Genomic DNA, 16,288 nt, shown 5'->3' with positions numbered 1-16,288 from the left:
CCCCCCCCCCCCCCCCGGCGGGGGGGGGGGGGGGGGGGGGGGGCCCCCCCCCCAGGCCAGCGGCAGAGGCGCGCTTCGCCTTCCGCGTCCCCCTCACCCAACCCTCTCCCCCATAAGCGGGGGAGAGGGCTTCGTGTCGTTCGCTTCGCCCGACGCTCACGCCGCTTCCTCGAGCAGCGCATCGAGCGGCGCGCGCCAGCAGGCCGCGTAGTGACCGCGTGACAGTTCCGCCAGCGGCGGCTGCTCCGCGCACTGCGCCACCGCGAAGGGGCAGCGCGGCGAGAAGCGGCAACCGCTCGGTGGGTTTCGCAGGTCCGGCACCGTGCCCTCGATGCTCGCGAGCCGCGCTGCCCCCCCTTCCAGCGACGGCGCCGCGCCGAGCAGCCCGATCGTGTAGGGATGCTGCGGCCGGGCGAAGAGCTGCGCGGCCGGCGCGCGTTCGGCGATGCGGCCGGCATACATCACCACGACCTCGTCCGCATGGTCGGCGACCACGCCGAGGTCGTGCGTGATCAGCACGACCGCCGTCCCGGTCTCCTGCTTCAGCTCGTCGATCAGGGCCAGGATCTGCGCCTGCACCGTGACGTCGAGCGCCGTGGTCGGCTCGTCCGCGATCAGCAGGCGCGGGCGGCAGGCCAGCGCCATGGCGATCATCACGCGCTGGCGCATCCCGCCCGAGAGCTGGTGCGGATACTGCCGAGCACGCTTCGCAGCATCGGGGATGCGCACGCGGGCCAGCATCGCGACCGCGGCGTCGAAGGCCTCGGCCGGCGACATCGCCTGGTGCAGGCGCAGCGCCTCGGCGACCTGCTCGCCCGCGGTGAAGGCGGGGTTCAGGCTGGTCATCGGCTCCTGGAAGATCATCGCCATCTCGCCGCCGCGCTTAAGCCGGCGATCCTCGGCGTCCATCGTCGTCAGCTCGCGCCCGGCCAGGCGGATGGAGCCGCCGATGACGCCGACCGGCGGCAGCAGACCCATTACCGCCAGCGCCATGACCGACTTGCCGCAGCCGCTCTCGCCCACCACGGCGAGCGTCTTCCCCGGTGCCACGGCGAAGGACACGCCGTCCACCGGCCGCAACGGGCCGCGGTCGGTCGCGAGCGTGACGCTGGCATCGCGCAGTTCGAGGACCGGCTCGCTCATGGATCCTCGGCCTGCGCCCTGGCGACGGCTTCCTGGATAACGGCGCGGTCGAAGACGCCGGGATGGTCGCGGCCCGGCAGGAAGCGGCGGAAATGGCGGGTATAGCCGCGCCAGACGCCATACAGCCGGCGCAGTTCCGCCAGCGGATCGGGATGGTCGTCCACGCGGAGATCCAGGTCGGGATAGGGATCGCGCGAGGCCACGACGATCCCCGCCGCCTGGCGCCCGCGCTTGTCGCCGCCCGCGGCCTCGCCCGCGTCCATCGCGGCGAGCAGCCGCAGCGGGAAGGGCTGTCCCGCGGCAGCGAGGAAGGCGTCGCGCGTTGCCTCCACCACGGCGGGGCCAGCCAGCATGTTGCCTGCGACGGAGACATCCACGCCCGCGACCGAGCCGCACCAGCCCACGCAGTCATCTCCGGTATGCCGCGCGCTGCGCCCGTCCAGCGCCATGACGTGAAGCTGCCGCGCGGCGCGGCCCGGATCGGCGGCAATCACCGCTGTCAGCGCTTCCTCCGGCGACTGGCCCGCGCGCAGGCGGTCCAGCGCGTCGGGCGCGAGGAAGGGGTTCACCAGCGCCTGTGTGCACGCGGCACCGAGCCCGCCCTCGACGCGGATCACCAGCGCCGCACAGGCCAGGAAGCGGCTCGCGACGGCCGCGCCGATCTCTCCCGTGATCGGATCGCGTGCCAGGATGGACCAGGTCATCGCGGCATCAACTCCAGCCAGCCCCTGGCGCGCAAGATGGCTGCGCGCGCATCGCGTGCATGTTGGCGGCCGTTCTGCCCAGGCCTTGGTCGGCGGCTGCCCGGCGGCCGGGCAGGACTACAGCTTCACCTTCAGCAGATGGGCGAACTCGCCCAGGATGCCGCGACGGAAGGCGAGCACGCAGGCGATGAAGATCACGCCCTGGATCACCAGCACCCAGGCCCCGAACTCCGCGAGGTAGTTCTGCATGGTGATGATGACCGCCGCCCCCACCACCGGCCCGAACACCGTGCCGAGCCCGCCGACCAGGCTCATCAGCACGACCTCGCCGGACATGGACCAGTGCACGTCGGTCAGCGTCGCGATGTTGAAGACCAGCGCCTTGGTGCCGCCCGCGATGCCGGCCAGCGCGGCCGACAGCACGAAGGCCATCAGCTTGTAGTCGTCCGCCCGGTAGCCCAGCGAGATCGCGCGGGGCTCGTTGTCACGGATCGCCTTCATGACCTGGCCGAAGGGCGAATGCACGATGCGGTGGATCAGCAGGAACCCCGCGAGGAACACGCCCGCGACGAGCCAGTACATCGTCATGTCGGACCGCAGGTCGAAGAGGCCGAACAGCGTGCCGCGCGGGATGCCCTGGATGCCGTCCTCGCCGCCCGTGAAGGGGGCCTGGAGGCAGAAGAAGTAGACCATCTGCGCCAGCGCCAGCGTGATCATGGCGAAGTAGATGCCCGACCGCCGGATCGCCAGCCAGCCGAAGGGCAGGCCGAAGGCCGCGCCCGCGAGGCCGCCGAGCAGGATCGAGATCTCCGGCGGCAGGCCCCACGCCTTGGCGGCGTAGCCCGTGACGTAGCCGCCCATGCCGAAATAGGCGGCGTGGCCGAAGCTGAGCAGCCCGACGTACCCGATCAGCAGGTTGAAGGCCAAGGCGAAGAGCGCAAAGCAGAGCACCTTCATGAGGTAGACGGGGTAGAGCAGGAAGGGCCCGACCGCGATCAGCCCGACCATCACCAGGAAGGCGATGGCTTGCGGACGGGAGAAGCCGAAGAAGCCGGCCTCCTCGCGCCGCGTGCCGAGAGGACCGGAGGCCGCGATCGCGGTGCCGTCGGCCATGGCTCAGGCCCTCCCGAACAGGCCGGCGGGCCGCGTCAGCAGCACGATGGCCATGATGACGAAGACGACGGTCTGCGACGCCTCGGCGTAGAAGACGTCGGTGATGCCCTGCACGAAGCCCAGCATGAATCCCGTGACGATCGAGCCCGCGATCGATCCCATGCCGCCGATCACGACGACCGCGAAGACGGTGATGATGAAGTTGGCGCCCATCGCGGGATGCACGGAATAGATCGGCGCCGCGAGCACGCCCGCGAAGGCGGCCAGCGCCACGCCCGCGCCATAGGTCAGCGTCATCATCAGCGGCACGTTGATGCCGAAGGCCTGGACGAGCTGCGGCCGTTCCACGGCGGCGCGGAGATAGCTGCCGATCTTGGTCTTCTCGATCACCAGCCAGGTCGCCAGGCACATGCCGGTCGCGGCGATTAGCACCCAGACCCGGTAGCCCGGCAGGAAGAAGTCGCCGATCTCGAGGTCCAGCGCCTCGAACATCTTGGGCGGCGAGTAGCGCTGGCCGGAGGAGCCGAACTCGTTGCGGAACACACCCTCGATCACCAGGGCGCAACCGAAGGTCAGCAGCAGGCCATAGAGGTGATCGAGCTTGTAGAGCCGGCTGATCATCAGCCGCTCCATCGCGACGCCGATGGCCCCCACGATCAGCGGCGCCAGGACCAGCGACGGCCAGTACCCGATGCCGAGCCAGTTCAGCATCATCCAGGCCGCGAAGGCGCCCATCATGAACTGTGCGCCGTGCGCGAAGTTGATGACGTTCAGCATGCCGAAGATGACCGCGAGACCCAGCGAGAGCAGCGCGTAGAACGAGCCGTTGATCACGCCGAGGATGACCTGCGGCAAGGCCAGCTGGATATCGAAGAGCAGGTCTTCCATCGGTTACCCCGGGCAATGGGCGGGGCGGCGCGAAGGCCGCCCCCCAATCTAAGGTCAGTCGGTCAGGTCAGGACCGGACGAGCGCGCAGCCGCCCTCGTTCAGCGGGCGGAAGGCCTGGTCGGCCGGGATAGTGGAGATCAGCTTGTAGTAGTCCCAGGCGCCGCGGCTTTCGGCCGGCGTCTTCACCTCGAACAGGTAGGCCGGGTGCAGCTTGCGGCCGTCGGGGCGGATCGAGCCTTCGCCGAAGGCGTCGTCGCTGGTCGGCATCGCCTTCATGCGGTTGACGGTCTCGACGCCCGACGCCTTGGCCTGCGCCGCGCCCATGTCGGCCACGGCCTTGAGGTAGTGCAGCACGCCGGAATAGCAGCCGGCCTGCGTCATGGAGGGCTTCAAGTTGCCCGGCGTGGCGCCCAGGCGCTCCGTGAAGGCGCGGGTGCGGTCGTTGAGATCCCAATAGAAGGTCTCGGTCAGCACCAGGCCCTGCGCGATCTCGAGGCCGAGCGAGTGGATGTCAGAGATGAAGACCAGCAGGCCGGCCAGCTTGGTGCCGCCGCGGGTGATGCGGAACTCCGCGGCCTGCTTGATGCAGTTGATGGTGTCGCCGCCGGCATTGGCCAGGCCGATCACCCGCGCCCGCGACCGCTGCGCCTGCTGCAGGAAGGACGAGAAGTCGGTCGTGCCCGGGAAGGGCGTGCGCACGCCGCCCAGCACACGCCCGCCGGCCGCATTGATGAAGGCCGTGGTGTCGCGTTCCAGCGCGTGGCCGAAGGCGTAGTCCGCAGTGATGAAGAACCAGGTGTTGCCGCCGGCGGCCACCATCGCGCCGCCGGTGCCCTTGCCCAGATTGTAGGTGTCGTAGGTCCAGTGGATCAGGTTCGGCGAGCAGGCCGGGCCCGTCAGGTCCGACGTCGCCGCACCCGAGTTGATGTGGATCTTGTTCTTCTCCCGCACGATGCCCGAAACGGCGAGCGCGACGGAGGAGGTCGGCACGTCCAAGATCACGTCCACGCCGTTCTGGTCGATCCACTGGCGCGTGATGTTGGAGCCAACGTCGGGGCGGTTCTGGTGGTCGGCCTGGATGACCTCGACGTTGATGCCGCGCTCGCGCACGCCGGATTCGCGCACGGCGAGGTTCACGGCGTGGGTCGCGCCGGGGCCGCCGATGTCGCGGTAAAGGCCGGATTGGTCGTTCAGCACGCCGATGCGGATGGTGTTGGCGACCTGGGCACGGGCCGAGCGGTACGGCAGGGCACCCCAGACGGGCGCCGTGGCGGCGGCCCCGAGAAGCGTGCGGCGATTGACGGTCATTGACGGTTTCCTCTGTTTCTTCGAAGCCTGGTTAGTCCCTGCCTGGGCGTCGTCAGACGCTCAGGTACTCCTTCAGGCGGTCCACATTGGCCGCGAGCTCGTCGTTGGTGATGGTGTCCACGACCTGGCCGTGCTCCATCACGTAGTGGCGGTCCGCCACGGTCTGGGCGAAGCGGAAGTTCTGCTCGACCAGCAGCACGGTGAAGCCGCGCTGCTTGATCTTGCGGATCATCTCGCCGATCTGCTGCACGATGACGGGCGCAAGGCCTTCCGACGGCTCGTCGAGCAGCAGCAGCCTGGCACCGGTGCGCAGGATGCGCGCGATGGCGAGCATCTGCTGCTCGCCGCCCGACAGCTTCGTGCCCTGGCTGCGCGCGCGTTCCTTGAGGTTCGGGAACAGCGTGTAGATCTCGTCCAGCGCCATGCCACCCGGCGCGACCACCGGGGGCAGCATCAGGTTCTCCGTCACGTCGAGGCTGGCGAAGATGCCGCGCTCCTCCGGGCAATAGGCGATGCCCGCGCGCGCGATGAGGTCGGGGCGGAGGTTAATGGTCTCCCGCCCCTCGAAGGCGATGGAGCCCTGGCGCCGGCCGGTCAGCCCCATGATGGCGCGCAGCGTCGTCGTCTTGCCCGCCCCGTTGCGGCCGAGCAGCGTGACGACCTCGCCCTGGCCGATCTCGAGGTTGACGCCGTGCAGGATGTGGCTCTCGCCATACCAGGCCTCGAGCCCCTGGATGCGGAGCATGGCCACGCCCTGCCCCGACGCCGGCCGCGCCATGGTCATCGCCTCAGCCATGGTTCTGGTGCCCCGAGATGGAGGGATCGGTGCCGAGATAGGCGGCCTGCACCTCGGGGTGCTTGCTGAGCGTCATGTAGTCGCCTTCGGCCAGCACCTTGCCGCGGGTCAGCACGGTAATGGTGTCGCAGAGGCCGGAGACGACGGTCAGGTTGTGCTCGACGAGCAGGACGGTGCGGCCCGCGGCGACACGCTGCACCAGCGCCATGATCCGCCCGACATCCTCATGCGTCATGCCGGCCGTTGGCTCGTCCAGCAGCATCATCTGCGGATCGAGCGCCAGCGTCGTCGCGATCTCTAGCGCGCGCTTGCGGCCATAGGGAAGCTCGCCGGCGTTCGCCGCGGCGTAGGACGTCAGCCCGACATCCTCCAGCAGCGCCATGGCGCGGGCGTCGTATTCCTTCAGCAGCCGCTCGGACCGCCAGAAGTCGAAGGATCCGCCGCGGGCGCGCTGCAGGGCGACGCGGACATTCTCCAGCACCGTCAAGTGGGGGAAGACCGCCGAGATCTGGAAGGAACGGACCAGGCCGAGCCGCGCCACCTCGGCCGGCTTCATCGCGGTGATGTCGCGTCCGTCATAGCGGATGGTCCCGCGCGTTGGCGGCAGGAACCTGGTGAGCAGGTTGAAGCAGGTGGTCTTGCCCGCGCCGTTCGGCCCGATCAGGCCGTGGATCGTCCCGCGCCGGACGCGCAGCGCCACATCGGAGACCGCGACGAAGCCGCGGAACTCCCTGGTCAGCCCTTCCGTCTCCAGGATGTAGTCGCCTACCGGCTCGGCGCTCACGCCCGGACGTCTCCCTGCTTGCGGCGGGCTGGACCGGCATGGGCCATGGACCCCGGCCGGCGCATACCCGCCATGCGTTGGCCTGTTCATGGAGACAGACGCGACGTTGCGCAAGGGCGACCCCCTGCACTTTCGTGCAGGCGGCCGGGCGTAACTGCCTAGTTCCGCAGGGCGGCCGCCATCCGTGCCACGGCTTCCTCGAGCGTCGCGCGGCGGCAGCCGAAGTTGAAGCGGGCGAAGCCTTGGCCGGCGGCGCCGAAATCCGGCCCGGGATTCATGGCGACCCGCGCCCTCTCCACGAAGAAGCCGGCGGGGTCGGCGGCGGCCTGGCTGCCGCGGCAGTCGAGCCAGGCGAGGTAGGTGCCCTCCGGCAGGTTCATGCGCACGCCCGGCAGGTCGCGCTCCACCGCCTGGAAGAGCCAATCGCGGTTGTCCCGGAGGTAGGCCAACAGCTCCTGCCGCCAGGGCTCGCCGTGCTCCAGCGCGGCCTCGGTCGCGATCAGGCCGAGGATGTTGGGGTGGTCGGAGACGCCGGCGATGGCGGCCTGGAACCGGGCGCGCAGCGCGGGGTCGGTCACCACCGCCCAGCACACCGCGAGCCCGGCGATGTTGAAGGTCTTGCCCGCCGACATCAGGGTGATGGTGCGTGCCGCGATCTCTGGCGACAGCGACGCCACGGGGATGTGGCGGCGGCCGTCGAAGACCAGGTCGCAATGGATCTCGTCGGAGACGATCGCGACGCCGGCCTCGACGCAGGCGCAGGCCATCGCCAGCAATTCTTCACGCCGGAAGACGCGACCGGTCGGGTTGTGCGGGTTGCAGAGGATGAAGGCGCCCTGCCCGGCCTGGCGGATCGCGGCGCCGAAGGCGTCCATGTCCACCTCGTCCGCCGGCGTCAGAGGCGCCTCGATCCGACGGAGGTCCCAATGGGCGGGGGCGGCGCGCATCGGCGGATAGAGCGGCGTCTGGAGCACCACGCCCGACCCCGGCGCGCAGGTCGCGCGGAGCGCCAAGTTGAAGCCCGGCACGACGCCGGCCAGCGGCACGATGGCCTCCGGCGGGACGGCCCAGCCGTACTGCGCGGCCATCCAGGCCGCGATGCGTTCCAGCAGCGGGCCGCGCCGCATGCCGTAGCCCAGGATCGGCTGGCGCAGGCGCTCCGCCAGCGCGTCCGAGACCGCCGGCGGGACTGCGAAATCCATGTCGGCCACCCACATCGGCAGCACGTCCGCCTCGTAGCGGTTCCACTTGTTGCAGCCGCTGGACCGCCGGTCCCAGGCGGTATCGAAAACGCTCACGCAGGGTCTCCTCGATGGCGGCCGGCCGGACCGGCAGCGTGCCGAGTTGCGGGATAGCGCGTCGCGCCGACTCCGGCGAGGTGGCTTCCCCGATTCGCCGGGCGACGCCCCTCGCGCAGAGATGATGCCGGAGCGTTCCATTCCAGCGCACCCCGCGATTCCATCGCGATTTGCGCGACCTCCGCGCAACACGCATGTCAGTATTCTCGCTGCGCGCTTGATCTTGCTGGGAACCAACGTCATCTGCGTGGCATCCTGAAGATCATGCCCATGGAGCCGGCCACCATGCCGAAGCCCGACGCCGCCCGCGCCACGACGACCGCCGCCACGAAGGACATGGCCGGCTTCGCCGTTGGCGATGCGGTCATGCACCCCGCCCATGGCGTGGGTCGCGTCACCGGTGAATCCGCCGCCGTCGTCGGCGGGGAGTCGCTGGAACTTATCCACTTCTCCTTCGGCGAAGGCCGCCTGACGCTGCGCGTTCCGCGCGCCAAGGTCGCGGCCAACGGCATCCGCCGCCTGGCCGGCGGCGCGCTGATCGCCGAGGCGCTGGACGTGCTGACGACCACGCCGCGCGGCGTGGCGCGCGGCATCACCTGGGCCCGCCGCGCGGCGGAGCTGCAGGCGAAGCTGAACAGCGGCGATCCCCGCAAGGTCGCCGAGGTGCTGCGCGACCTCTCCCGCAACGTGAACAACCCCGAGCGCAGCTTCTCCGAACGCCAGATCTTCGAGGCCGCGCTGGAGCGCCTGGCCGTCGAGATCGCCGCGGTCGAGAACACGACGAAGGAAGTCGCGATCGGCCAGATCGCGGAGCGCATCCCGGTGGCGCCGCAGCCCATCGCCGTCGCGGCGTAAGCCGCGCGGATTACGATGCCCGCCTGAGACAAGGCGCCGCACTGACGCAGTGGTGTCGGGGGGCCGGAAGGCCCCCCGAAGCTTTTTGGGGGTGGCCGCGTTCACCCGCGATGAACGCGCAACAGATGCCCGAAGAACCCGGCCCGCCGCCCGAACAACCCGCGGAGACGCCGCGCCCTGCCGCGCCGCCCTCGCCGGGCCCGGAACTTCCGGGGCTGCCGCCCATCACGCAGCCGCCGGCACCGGGCCCCGAATTGCCGGGCCCCGGTCCGGCACAGCCCGAGATCCCGGTGATCACCCCGCCCGGTCCCGAGCCGAGCCAGCCGGTGGCCTGATCGGCACGCGCAGCAGCAGCAGCGCGACGAAGGCCGACAGCATCATGGCGGCGGTGATGCTCAGCGCCGTCGCGACGCTCGCGCGTTCCAGCAGCAGGCCGAACAGGAAGGGGGCCAGCGCCTGCATGAAGCGCGATGGCGCGGACAGCAGCCCCTGCCGCGAGCCGTAGCCGACGGGACCGAAGACCTGCAGCGGCAAGGTCCCCTTCACGATCGTCAGGATGCCGTTACCCATGCCGTGCAGGATGGCAAATGCCGGCGCCGCGACCGGACCGAAGGCCAGCAGCGCGATGGTGCCGAGCGGGTTCCCTAGCGTGGACAGGCGCGCCGAGACCACTGGCGACAGGCGCCGCCGGAGCCCGAACTCCAGCAGCCTGGCCGCGACCTGCGACGGCCCGATCAACGCCGCGGCGGCGATCGCCATCGCGGGCGTCGCGCCCGCGGCCTCGAGCAGCGTCGGCATATGCGCCGCCAGCGCGCCGGTCACCGTCCAGACCGCGGCGAAGAGATAGGCGAGGATCGGCATCGCCCAGCGTGGCGGCGGCACCGCCTCGCCTTGCTCGGCCATCGCAAGCTTCTCCGGCGGCGGCGCCGGCGGGATCAGCAGCCGGTTCAGCGGCAGCGCGACCAGCAGCTGCAGCGCCGCCCAGGCAAGGCACGCCCAGCGCCAGCCGAAGGCGTCCTCCATGACCGCCGAGAGCGGCCAGCCCACCGTGCTGGCGAAGCCCGCAATCAGCGTGATGCCGGTGATCGGTGAGCGCGCGTTGCGGCCATAGAGTCCCGCCAGCGTCGCGAACGCCGCGTCGTAGAGACCCATGGACATGCCGACGCCGAGCAGCAGCCAGCCAACGGCCAGCAGCGCGATCGAATGCGAGAGAGCGAGCGTCGTGAGCCCCGCCGCGATCACCAGGTTGGACACGACCAGCACGTCGCGCCCGCCGCGCCGGTCGATCAGCTTCCCCGCCCAGGGGCCGAGCAGAGCCGACAGCACCAGCGAGGCCGAGAAGCAGCCGAAAACCCAGGAGGCCGGCACCTCCAGGCTGCGCGCCATCGGCGCCGCCAGGATCGCCGGGAGGTAGTAGGAACAGGCCCAGGCGAGGGTCTGCGTGGTTCCCAGCGCGACGACGACGCGGGCGGTGGCCGTCACAAGCCGCCGAAGCCCGCCCGCGCGCAGCGGTAATCCCAGGACCGGCGGAGCGGGCGTTCGGATCGCAGCATGGCGCCGGTCTGCTCGATCTCGCCGGGCGTGAGGTAGTCCACGGGGCCGTCCAGCGCCTCGGCGGCGTATTGCAGCTCGGCGTTCTCCTTCATGTAGATCGCGACGAAGCAGGCCTCAGGGATCGAGGCGCCGACGCAGACCGCCCCGTGGCGGCGGAGCAGCGCGCAGGAATGGGGCCCGAGCGCCTTGGCCAGGCTGTCGGCCTTGGGTGCCGTGTCGATCAGCATGTTGGTGTCGCCGAACTCGTCCTGGCTGTCCCAGAGCGGCACGGTCGCGCCGATGACGGAGCCCATGTGGAAGACCGGGCGCAGCGGGCGCGTGGTGACGGTGAAGGGCAGGACGGGGCGGGCGTGGTGATGCACGACGCAGGTCACGTCGGGACGCGCGGCGAGGATGCGGGCGTGGAGGACGGTTTCGAGATAGGGGCGGCGGTGCCCGGCATTTTCGGGGTTGGCGCCGAGGTCGAAGCGGATGAGGTCGTCGCGCGACACCACCTCCGGGCTGCGCGAACGCGACAGCCAGAAGCGCGAGGGGTCGTGCGGGTCGCGGACGGAGACATGGCCGAAATCGTCCACCACGTCCTCACGCGCGAGCACGCGGTTCGCGATGACGAGTTCGGCGAGGATCTGATCGAGTTCTCGGTCGGTGGTGAGGCTCATGCGGGGCTCCCGTTCGCGGGGAGCCTACTGCTTGCCTGCGGGGAAGCGCAGCCCTCCCCCGCTCGCGAGGGAGGGAAATCTCAAGGCGGGGGAGGCAGATTCTTGGGCACGGACGGGCTTTACCGCCCTACAGACTCCCCCAGACCTCCTGCGCCACCTCCACGCAGTTGCGCAGCTTCGCCCATTGCTCCTCCACGGTCAGCACATTGCCTTCCTCCGTGGACGCGAACCCGCATTGCGGCGAGATCGCGAGCTGATCCAGCGGCGCGTACTTCGCGGCCTCCTCGATCCGGCGCTTCAGCATGTCCTTCGATTCCAGCTCGCCGCGCTTGGACGTCACGATGCCAAGCACCACCGTCTTGCCCTTCGGCAGGAAGCGCAGCGGCGCGAAGCTGCCGGAGCGCTCGTCGTCGTACTCCATGAAATAGGCATCGACGTTGATGCCGTTGAACAGCACCTCCGCCACGGGGTCGTAACCGCCCGAGGCGATGTGCATGGACCGGAAATTGCCGCGGCAGAGATGCATGGACACCACCATGTCGGACGGCCGCCCGTCCACCGCGCGGTTGATCAGCCCGGCGTATTTCTGCAGCAGACCATCGGTCTCCTCGCCGCGCGCCTTGAGGCCCGCGATCTGCTCGGGGTCGCAGAGATAGGCGATGTTGACCTCATCCAGCTGGAGATAGCGGCAGCCCGCGCCGGCGAAGTCCTGCACCGCGGCGCGATAGGCGTCGCCGAGATCGGCGAAGAAGCCGTCCATCTCGGGATAGGTGTGCGTGTCCACGGCGCGGCGGCCGCCGCGGAAATGCAGCACCGACGGCGAGGGAATCGTGATTTTCGGCACCGCGCCCTGCGCGTTGTCGCGCACGAAGGCGAAATCCCGGACGAAGGGATGGCCGTCGTAGTGGATGCGGCCGGTCACCTTCAGCCCATAGGCCTTGGTCTGGCCGCCCTTGAACTGGATGCCCTGGTCGCTCTCGTACATCTCGACGCCGCCGAGCCTGGCGAGGAAGTCGAAATGCCAGAAGGCGCGGCGGTACTCGCCATCCGTCACCGCCTTCAGGCCGATGGCCTTCTGCTGGGCAATGACCTCGCGGATGAAGCGGTCCTCGGTCTCGCGCAGCGCCTCGGCCGAGAGCGTGCCGGCGGCACGCGCGGCGCGGGCCTCGCGGAGGGGGATCGGGCGCAGCAGGCTGCCGACATGGTCGGCGCGGAAGGGCGGCTTGGTGCCGGGCATGGACGGGCTCCTCCGGGCATTTCGTTGCATGCAGCGAGCGGGCGCGGGCTGCGTCCCCGTGCCGCTCGGCTCTCGGCGCCCGCATTACCACCACCGCGCCGCTGCATGCAACGCAGCGGTCAAGCCCCGAGGCGCCGCCTGAGCCTTTCCTGCCCCTCTCCGGGCATGTGCAGGCCGAGCTTGGAACGCCGCCACAGCACGTCGTCAGCGCTCCGCGCCCATTCCTTCGCGACGAGCCAGTCGAGTTCGCGCTCGGTGAAGCCGGCGCCGTAGTCCTCGCCCATCGCATTGGCGCCGCTCGCGCCATCCAGCATGGCGTCGAGGTCGCTTCCGTAGGCTCGCACCAGGCGGGCGAGCGTGGTGCGCTCGATCCAGGGATGCCTGCGCGCCATCTCCTGCTCGAAGGCGAGAAGCCCCGTGAAGTCGCCTCCGGGCAGCGCGGCGGTGCCGGTCCAGGGCGTGCCCTCGCGGCCAAGCAGCGTGCCGATCTTCCCCGTCGCTTCCTCCGCCAGGCGGCGGTAGGTCGTGATCTTACCGCCATAGATCGTCAGCACCGGCGCCTGCCCCGCCGGCGCGTCGGTCTTCAGCACGTAATCCCGCGTGACGGCGGAAGGGTTGTCCGCCCCGTCGTCATGCAGCGGGCGGACGCCGGAATAGGTCCAGACGATCTCCTCAGGCCTCGGCGTGCGCTTGAACTGCTTCGCCACCGCGGCGCAGAGATAGGCCGCTTCTTCCGGCGAGCATCGGGCGTCGCGGGCGTCGCCCTCGTGCGGGATGTCGGTGGTACCGACCAGGCTGAAGCGTCCCTCATAGGGGATGACGAAGACGACGCGCCGGTCGTCGTTCTGCAGGATATAGGCCTGGTCCCCTTCGTACAGCGCGGGCAGGACGATGTGGCTGCCGCGGATCAGTCGGACGCGGTCATTGGCCAGCGCATGCGCGGCACCCTGCGCCTGCATCACCCAGGGCCCGGCGGCGTTGACGAGCGCGCGGGCGCGGACAGTGCGGATGCTGCCGTCCTCGGCCTGCAGGCGGCAGGTCCAGCCCTCGGCGTCGCGATCCGCGCCCACGAAGCTGGTGCGCACCAAGATCTCGGCCCCGCGCTGCGCGGCGTCGCGGGCGTTCAGCACGACCAGGCGGCTGTCCTCCACCCAGCAATCGGAATAGGCGAAGGCCGCGGCGATCTCATCTTTTAGCGGCTCGCCATAGCGGTGGCAGCCGGTCGGGATGCTCTCGGCGCCGGGCAGGCTGACACGACGCGCCAGGTGGTCATAGAGGAACAGTCCCGCGCGGATCATCCAGCGCGGCCGCATCTCCGGCCGGTGCGGCAGGACGAAGCGCATCGGCCAGACGATGTGCGGCGCGATGCGCAGCAGGACCTCGCGCTCGGCCAGCGCTTCCCGCACCAGGCGGAACTCGTAGAGCTCGAGGTAGCGCAGCCCGCCATGGATGAGCTTGGAGGAGTTTGACGACGTCGCGCCGGCAAGGTCGCCGCGCTCCACCAGGCAAGTGGAGATCCCCCTGCCCTGCGCGTCGCGCGCGATGCCGGCGCCGTTGACGCCGCCACCGATGATGAGGAGGTCGAAGCTGTCGGTCATTCAGATCAGTCTCGAGCGGATGCGTGTCACAACGACCTCGGCGATGATCACCACCGCCAGGATCGCCAGCAGCACGGTCGCGACCCGTTCCCACTGGAAGAAGTTGATGGCGTTGTCGAGCACGACGCCGATGCCGCCCGCGCCCACCAGGCCGAGCACAGCGCTTTCGCGCACGTTGATGTCCCAGCGGAACAGCGCGATGCCCCAGAAGGCCGGCTGCACCTGCGGCCAGACGCCCTTGAGCATGATGCTGCCCCAGGGTGCGCCGGCCGCGGTCAGCGCCTCCACCGGGCCGCGGTTCGTCTCCTCCAGCGCCTCGGCCAGCAACTTGCCGACGAAGCCGACGGAGCGGAACGCGATGGCGAAGGTGCCGGCCGCGGCACCCGGCCCGAAGACCGCGACGAAGATCAGCGCCCAGACCAGCGAGTTCACGCTGCGCGAGGAGACCAGCATCAGCTGTGCCAGCCCGTTCAGCAGCGGCACGCGGGTGATGTTCCGCGCGGCCAGCAGCGCCAGCGGCAAAGCGAGCACGAAGCTGAACAGCGTGCCGAGGGTCGCAATGTGCAGCGTCTCGACCAGCGCGTCCTGGACCGCGGGGTAGTAGTGCGCGAGGTCAGGCGGCCACATCCGCACCAGCAGGTCCGCCATCTGCTCCGGCGCGTCTTCCAGGAATTCCGGGATGATCTCGACGCTGCGCACGGCCCAGACCAGCGCGGCGACAATGGCCAGCCAAGCCAGCCAGCGGCCGATCCGCTCGGCCGGCGTGAAGCGCACCCATTCGCGCTGCAGGGCGGTGCTCATCGCATCGCCGCCCGGATGCGGCCCGACACGACCTCGGCCAGGAAGATCAGCGCGATGATCGCGATCAGGATGGCGCAGACGAAATCGTAGTCGAAGCGCTTGAAGGCCGCGAAGAGCGTGCCGCCGATCCCGCCTGCGCCGACGATCCCGACCAGCGTCGAGTTCCTGAGGTTGGAGTCCAGCTGGTACAGGCAGAAACCCGTGAAGCGCGAAGCGACCTGCGGCAGCACGCCATAAAGCAGGACGGCGCCAAGTCCAGCGCCGGTCGCGCGGATCGCCTCGACCTGCTTCATCGAGATCTCCTCGATCGCCTCGGCGAAGAGCTTGGCGATGAAGCCCATGGACGCGATGGTCAGCGCCGCGACGCCGGCCAGCGCGCCGAAGCCGATCGCCTTCACGAAAAGGATTGCGACGATGACGTAGTGCAGGCTGCGGCAAAGCGCGATGAAGGCGCGCGTCGGGATGTTCACGACCGCGGGCGACAGGTTGCGCGCCGCCATCAGCCCGAGCGGCAACGACAGCACGATGCCGAGCGCGGAGGAGAGAATCGCGATCTGGATGCTTTCGATCAGCCCCTCGACCAGCAATTCCCAGCGCGTGAAGTTGGGCGGCCACATCCGCGCCAGGAAGCGCCCGCCCTCGCCGAGGCCGGTCGCGAAGCGCGCCCAGGTGATGTCGAGCTGGCCCATGGCGAAAAACGCGTAGAGCGCGAGGGCGAGGAAGCCGGCGCGCGCGGCCCAGTTGGGCGCGAAGGGCTGGCGTGCCGCCGCGGTGGCGCTCACAACCAATCCTCCCCGCCATAGATCTGCCGCAGGTGATCCGGCCGCAGGTCCTCCGGCGGCCCGTCGAACACCACCTCCCCGCCGGCCATCCCGACGATCCTCTGCGCGAAGCGCTTCGCGAGCTCCACGTTATGAATGTTGACGATGACCGGGACACCGGCCGCGGCCGTCAGCCGGGCCAGTAATTCCATCACCTCGACCGCCGTCTTGGGGTCGAGCGAGCTCGTGGGTTCATCCGCCAGCAGCAACTCCGGCCCCTGCATCAGCGCCCGCGCGATGCCGACGCGCTGGCGCTGGCCGCCGGAGAGCGCGTCTGCGCGGCGCGTCGCGTGCTCCGGCAGGCCGACGGCGTCGAGCAGGTCGAAGGCGCGGGCGATGTCCTCCTCCCGGTACTTCCGCAGCCAGGCGCGCCAGAGCGGGACATAGCCGAGCCGGCCGGACAGCACGTTCTCCATCACCGTCAGGCGCTCGACCAGGTTGTATTCCTGGAAGACCATCCCGATGCGCCGGCGCGCGAGCCGCAGCGAGCGGCCGCGGAGCTTCGCGAGGTCCTCGCCGTTCAGCAGGATCTCGCCGCCGGTCGGCTCGACCAGGCGGTTGATGCAGCGGATGAGCGTGGACTTGCCGGTGCCGGAGGGGCCGATGATGGCCGTGATCCCCTCCGGCGCGATCGAGAGGTCGATGCCGCGCAGGACCGGCTTGCCGGGCACGTATTCCTTGGTAAGGCCCCGGATGACGAGGCCCTTCAGGCCGGCCTGCGCAGGCAT

Annotated in this window: 16 protein-coding genes; 1 reads left to right on the top strand and 15 read right to left on the bottom strand. The window is 70.1% G+C overall.

The features are described 5' to 3' along the window. Positions 1-156 precede the first annotated feature (156 nt). The 8 genes from ACLF3M_RS33790 to ACLF3M_RS33755 all read right to left on the bottom strand — a co-directional run bounded on the left by ACLF3M_RS33790 (position 157) and on the right by ACLF3M_RS33755 (position 8,035). Complete coding sequence (locus ACLF3M_RS33790; RefSeq protein WP_430661422.1) at positions 157-1,143, bottom strand: ABC transporter ATP-binding protein; 987 nt, start codon at positions 1,141-1,143, stop codon at positions 157-159. After that, positions 1,140-1,847, bottom strand: a complete 708-nt coding sequence (locus ACLF3M_RS33785; RefSeq protein ID WP_430661421.1) for a DUF1028 domain-containing protein — start codon at positions 1,845-1,847, stop codon at positions 1,140-1,142. Before ACLF3M_RS33785 ends, ACLF3M_RS33790 begins: the two co-directional genes overlap by 4 nt. Positions 1,848-1,964: 117 nt before the next feature. Beyond that, positions 1,965-2,960, bottom strand: a complete 996-nt coding sequence (locus ACLF3M_RS33780; protein ID WP_430661420.1) for a branched-chain amino acid ABC transporter permease — start codon at positions 2,958-2,960, stop codon at positions 1,965-1,967. Between the two features lie 3 nt (positions 2,961-2,963). Beyond that, positions 2,964-3,848 (bottom strand): branched-chain amino acid ABC transporter permease, encoded by an 885-nt coding sequence (locus ACLF3M_RS33775; RefSeq protein ID WP_430661419.1) that lies wholly within the window; start codon positions 3,846-3,848, stop codon positions 2,964-2,966. Positions 3,849-3,915: 67 nt separating this feature from the next. Continuing rightward, a complete protein-coding gene (locus tag ACLF3M_RS33770; RefSeq protein WP_430661418.1) occupies positions 3,916-5,157 on the bottom strand; it encodes an ABC transporter substrate-binding protein in 1,242 nt (413 codons plus the stop codon). A 52-nt stretch (positions 5,158-5,209) separates the two neighbouring features. Beyond that, positions 5,210-5,902, bottom strand: a complete 693-nt coding sequence (locus ACLF3M_RS33765) for an ABC transporter ATP-binding protein (protein WP_430661424.1) — start codon at positions 5,900-5,902, stop codon at positions 5,210-5,212. A 43-nt stretch (positions 5,903-5,945) separates the two neighbouring features. Further along, the gene (locus ACLF3M_RS33760) at positions 5,946-6,737 is read right to left on the bottom strand and encodes an ABC transporter ATP-binding protein (RefSeq protein ID WP_430661417.1); all 792 of its coding nucleotides are present in this window, start codon (positions 6,735-6,737) and stop codon (positions 5,946-5,948) included. A 158-nt stretch (positions 6,738-6,895) separates the two neighbouring features. After that, the gene (locus tag ACLF3M_RS33755; RefSeq protein WP_430661416.1) at positions 6,896-8,035 is read right to left on the bottom strand and encodes a MalY/PatB family protein; all 1,140 of its coding nucleotides are present in this window, start codon (positions 8,033-8,035) and stop codon (positions 6,896-6,898) included. Between the two features lie 264 nt (positions 8,036-8,299). On the opposite strand from ACLF3M_RS33755, the gene ACLF3M_RS33750 reads away from it, so the two are divergent. Beyond that, a complete protein-coding gene (locus tag ACLF3M_RS33750) occupies positions 8,300-8,890 on the top strand; it encodes a CarD family transcriptional regulator (RefSeq protein ID WP_430661415.1) in 591 nt (196 codons plus the stop codon). A gap of 294 nt (positions 8,891-9,184) precedes the next feature. Here ACLF3M_RS33750 and ACLF3M_RS33745 read toward each other — a convergent pair whose 3' ends face one another. From ACLF3M_RS33745 to phnC, 7 genes are all read right to left on the bottom strand, one after another. Continuing rightward, positions 9,185-10,372, bottom strand: coding sequence for an MFS transporter (locus ACLF3M_RS33745; RefSeq protein ID WP_430661414.1), 1,188 nt, complete (start codon positions 10,370-10,372; stop codon positions 9,185-9,187). After that, positions 10,369-11,103, bottom strand: coding sequence for a class II aldolase/adducin family protein (locus ACLF3M_RS33740; RefSeq protein ID WP_430661413.1), 735 nt, complete (start codon positions 11,101-11,103; stop codon positions 10,369-10,371). Before ACLF3M_RS33740 ends, ACLF3M_RS33745 begins: the two co-directional genes overlap by 4 nt. Before the next feature lie 127 nt (positions 11,104-11,230). Further along, a complete protein-coding gene (locus ACLF3M_RS33735; RefSeq protein WP_430661412.1) occupies positions 11,231-12,340 on the bottom strand; it encodes a 5-methyltetrahydropteroyltriglutamate--homocysteine S-methyltransferase in 1,110 nt (369 codons plus the stop codon). Between the two features lie 119 nt (positions 12,341-12,459). Continuing rightward, entirely contained in the window at positions 12,460-13,938 is a 1,479-nt protein-coding gene (glpD, locus tag ACLF3M_RS33730; protein ID WP_430661411.1) for a glycerol-3-phosphate dehydrogenase, read from the bottom strand. Next, entirely contained in the window at positions 13,939-14,739 is an 801-nt protein-coding gene (phnE, locus tag ACLF3M_RS33725; RefSeq protein WP_430661410.1) for a phosphonate ABC transporter, permease protein PhnE, read from the bottom strand. Further along, positions 14,736-15,521: a phosphonate ABC transporter, permease protein PhnE gene (phnE, locus tag ACLF3M_RS33720; protein WP_430661409.1), complete on the bottom strand. Its 786-nt coding sequence runs from the start codon at positions 15,519-15,521 to the stop codon at positions 14,736-14,738. The genes phnE (ACLF3M_RS33725) and phnE (ACLF3M_RS33720) overlap by 4 nt, the downstream gene beginning before the upstream one ends. Beyond that, positions 15,518-16,288, bottom strand: a complete 771-nt coding sequence (phnC, locus tag ACLF3M_RS33715; protein WP_430661423.1) for a phosphonate ABC transporter ATP-binding protein — start codon at positions 16,286-16,288, stop codon at positions 15,518-15,520. Before phnC ends, phnE (ACLF3M_RS33720) begins: the two co-directional genes overlap by 4 nt.

The organism is Falsiroseomonas sp. HW251 (assembly GCF_050563545.1).
GTDB lineage: Bacteria > Pseudomonadota > Alphaproteobacteria > Acetobacterales > Acetobacteraceae > Falsiroseomonas.
Note: the sequence above shows the minus strand (reverse complement) of the source record. Positions and strands in the feature narration are given on the sequence as shown.

Bases quoted from the DNA above. Each gene is read 5' to 3' on its own strand.
- ACLF3M_RS33790 (WP_430661422.1), bottom strand. From the start codon at position 1,143: ATGAGCGAGCCGGTCCTCGAACTGCGCGATGCCAGCGTCACGCTCGCG.
- ACLF3M_RS33735 (WP_430661412.1), bottom strand. From the start codon at position 12,340: ATGCCCGGCACCAAGCCGCCCTTCCGCGCCGACCATGTCGGCAGCCTG.
- ACLF3M_RS33785 (WP_430661421.1), bottom strand. From the start codon at position 1,847: ATGACCTGGTCCATCCTGGCACGCGATCCGATCACGGGAGAGATCGGC.
- glpD (WP_430661411.1), bottom strand. From the start codon at position 13,938: ATGACCGACAGCTTCGACCTCCTCATCATCGGTGGCGGCGTCAACGGC.
- phnC (WP_430661423.1), bottom strand. From the start codon at position 16,288: ATGCCTGCGCAGGCCGGCCTGAAGGGCCTCGTCATCCGGGGCCTTACC.
- ACLF3M_RS33780 (WP_430661420.1), bottom strand. From the start codon at position 2,960: ATGGCCGACGGCACCGCGATCGCGGCCTCCGGTCCTCTCGGCACGCGG.
- ACLF3M_RS33775 (WP_430661419.1), bottom strand. From the start codon at position 3,848: ATGGAAGACCTGCTCTTCGATATCCAGCTGGCCTTGCCGCAGGTCATC.
- ACLF3M_RS33740 (WP_430661413.1), bottom strand. From the start codon at position 11,103: ATGAGCCTCACCACCGACCGAGAACTCGATCAGATCCTCGCCGAACTC.
- phnE (WP_430661410.1), bottom strand. From the start codon at position 14,739: ATGAGCACCGCCCTGCAGCGCGAATGGGTGCGCTTCACGCCGGCCGAG.
- ACLF3M_RS33750 (WP_430661415.1), top strand. From the start codon at position 8,300: ATGCCCATGGAGCCGGCCACCATGCCGAAGCCCGACGCCGCCCGCGCC.
- ACLF3M_RS33765 (WP_430661424.1), bottom strand. From the start codon at position 5,902: ATGCTCCGCATCCAGGGGCTCGAGGCCTGGTATGGCGAGAGCCACATC.
- ACLF3M_RS33770 (WP_430661418.1), bottom strand. From the start codon at position 5,157: ATGACCGTCAATCGCCGCACGCTTCTCGGGGCCGCCGCCACGGCGCCC.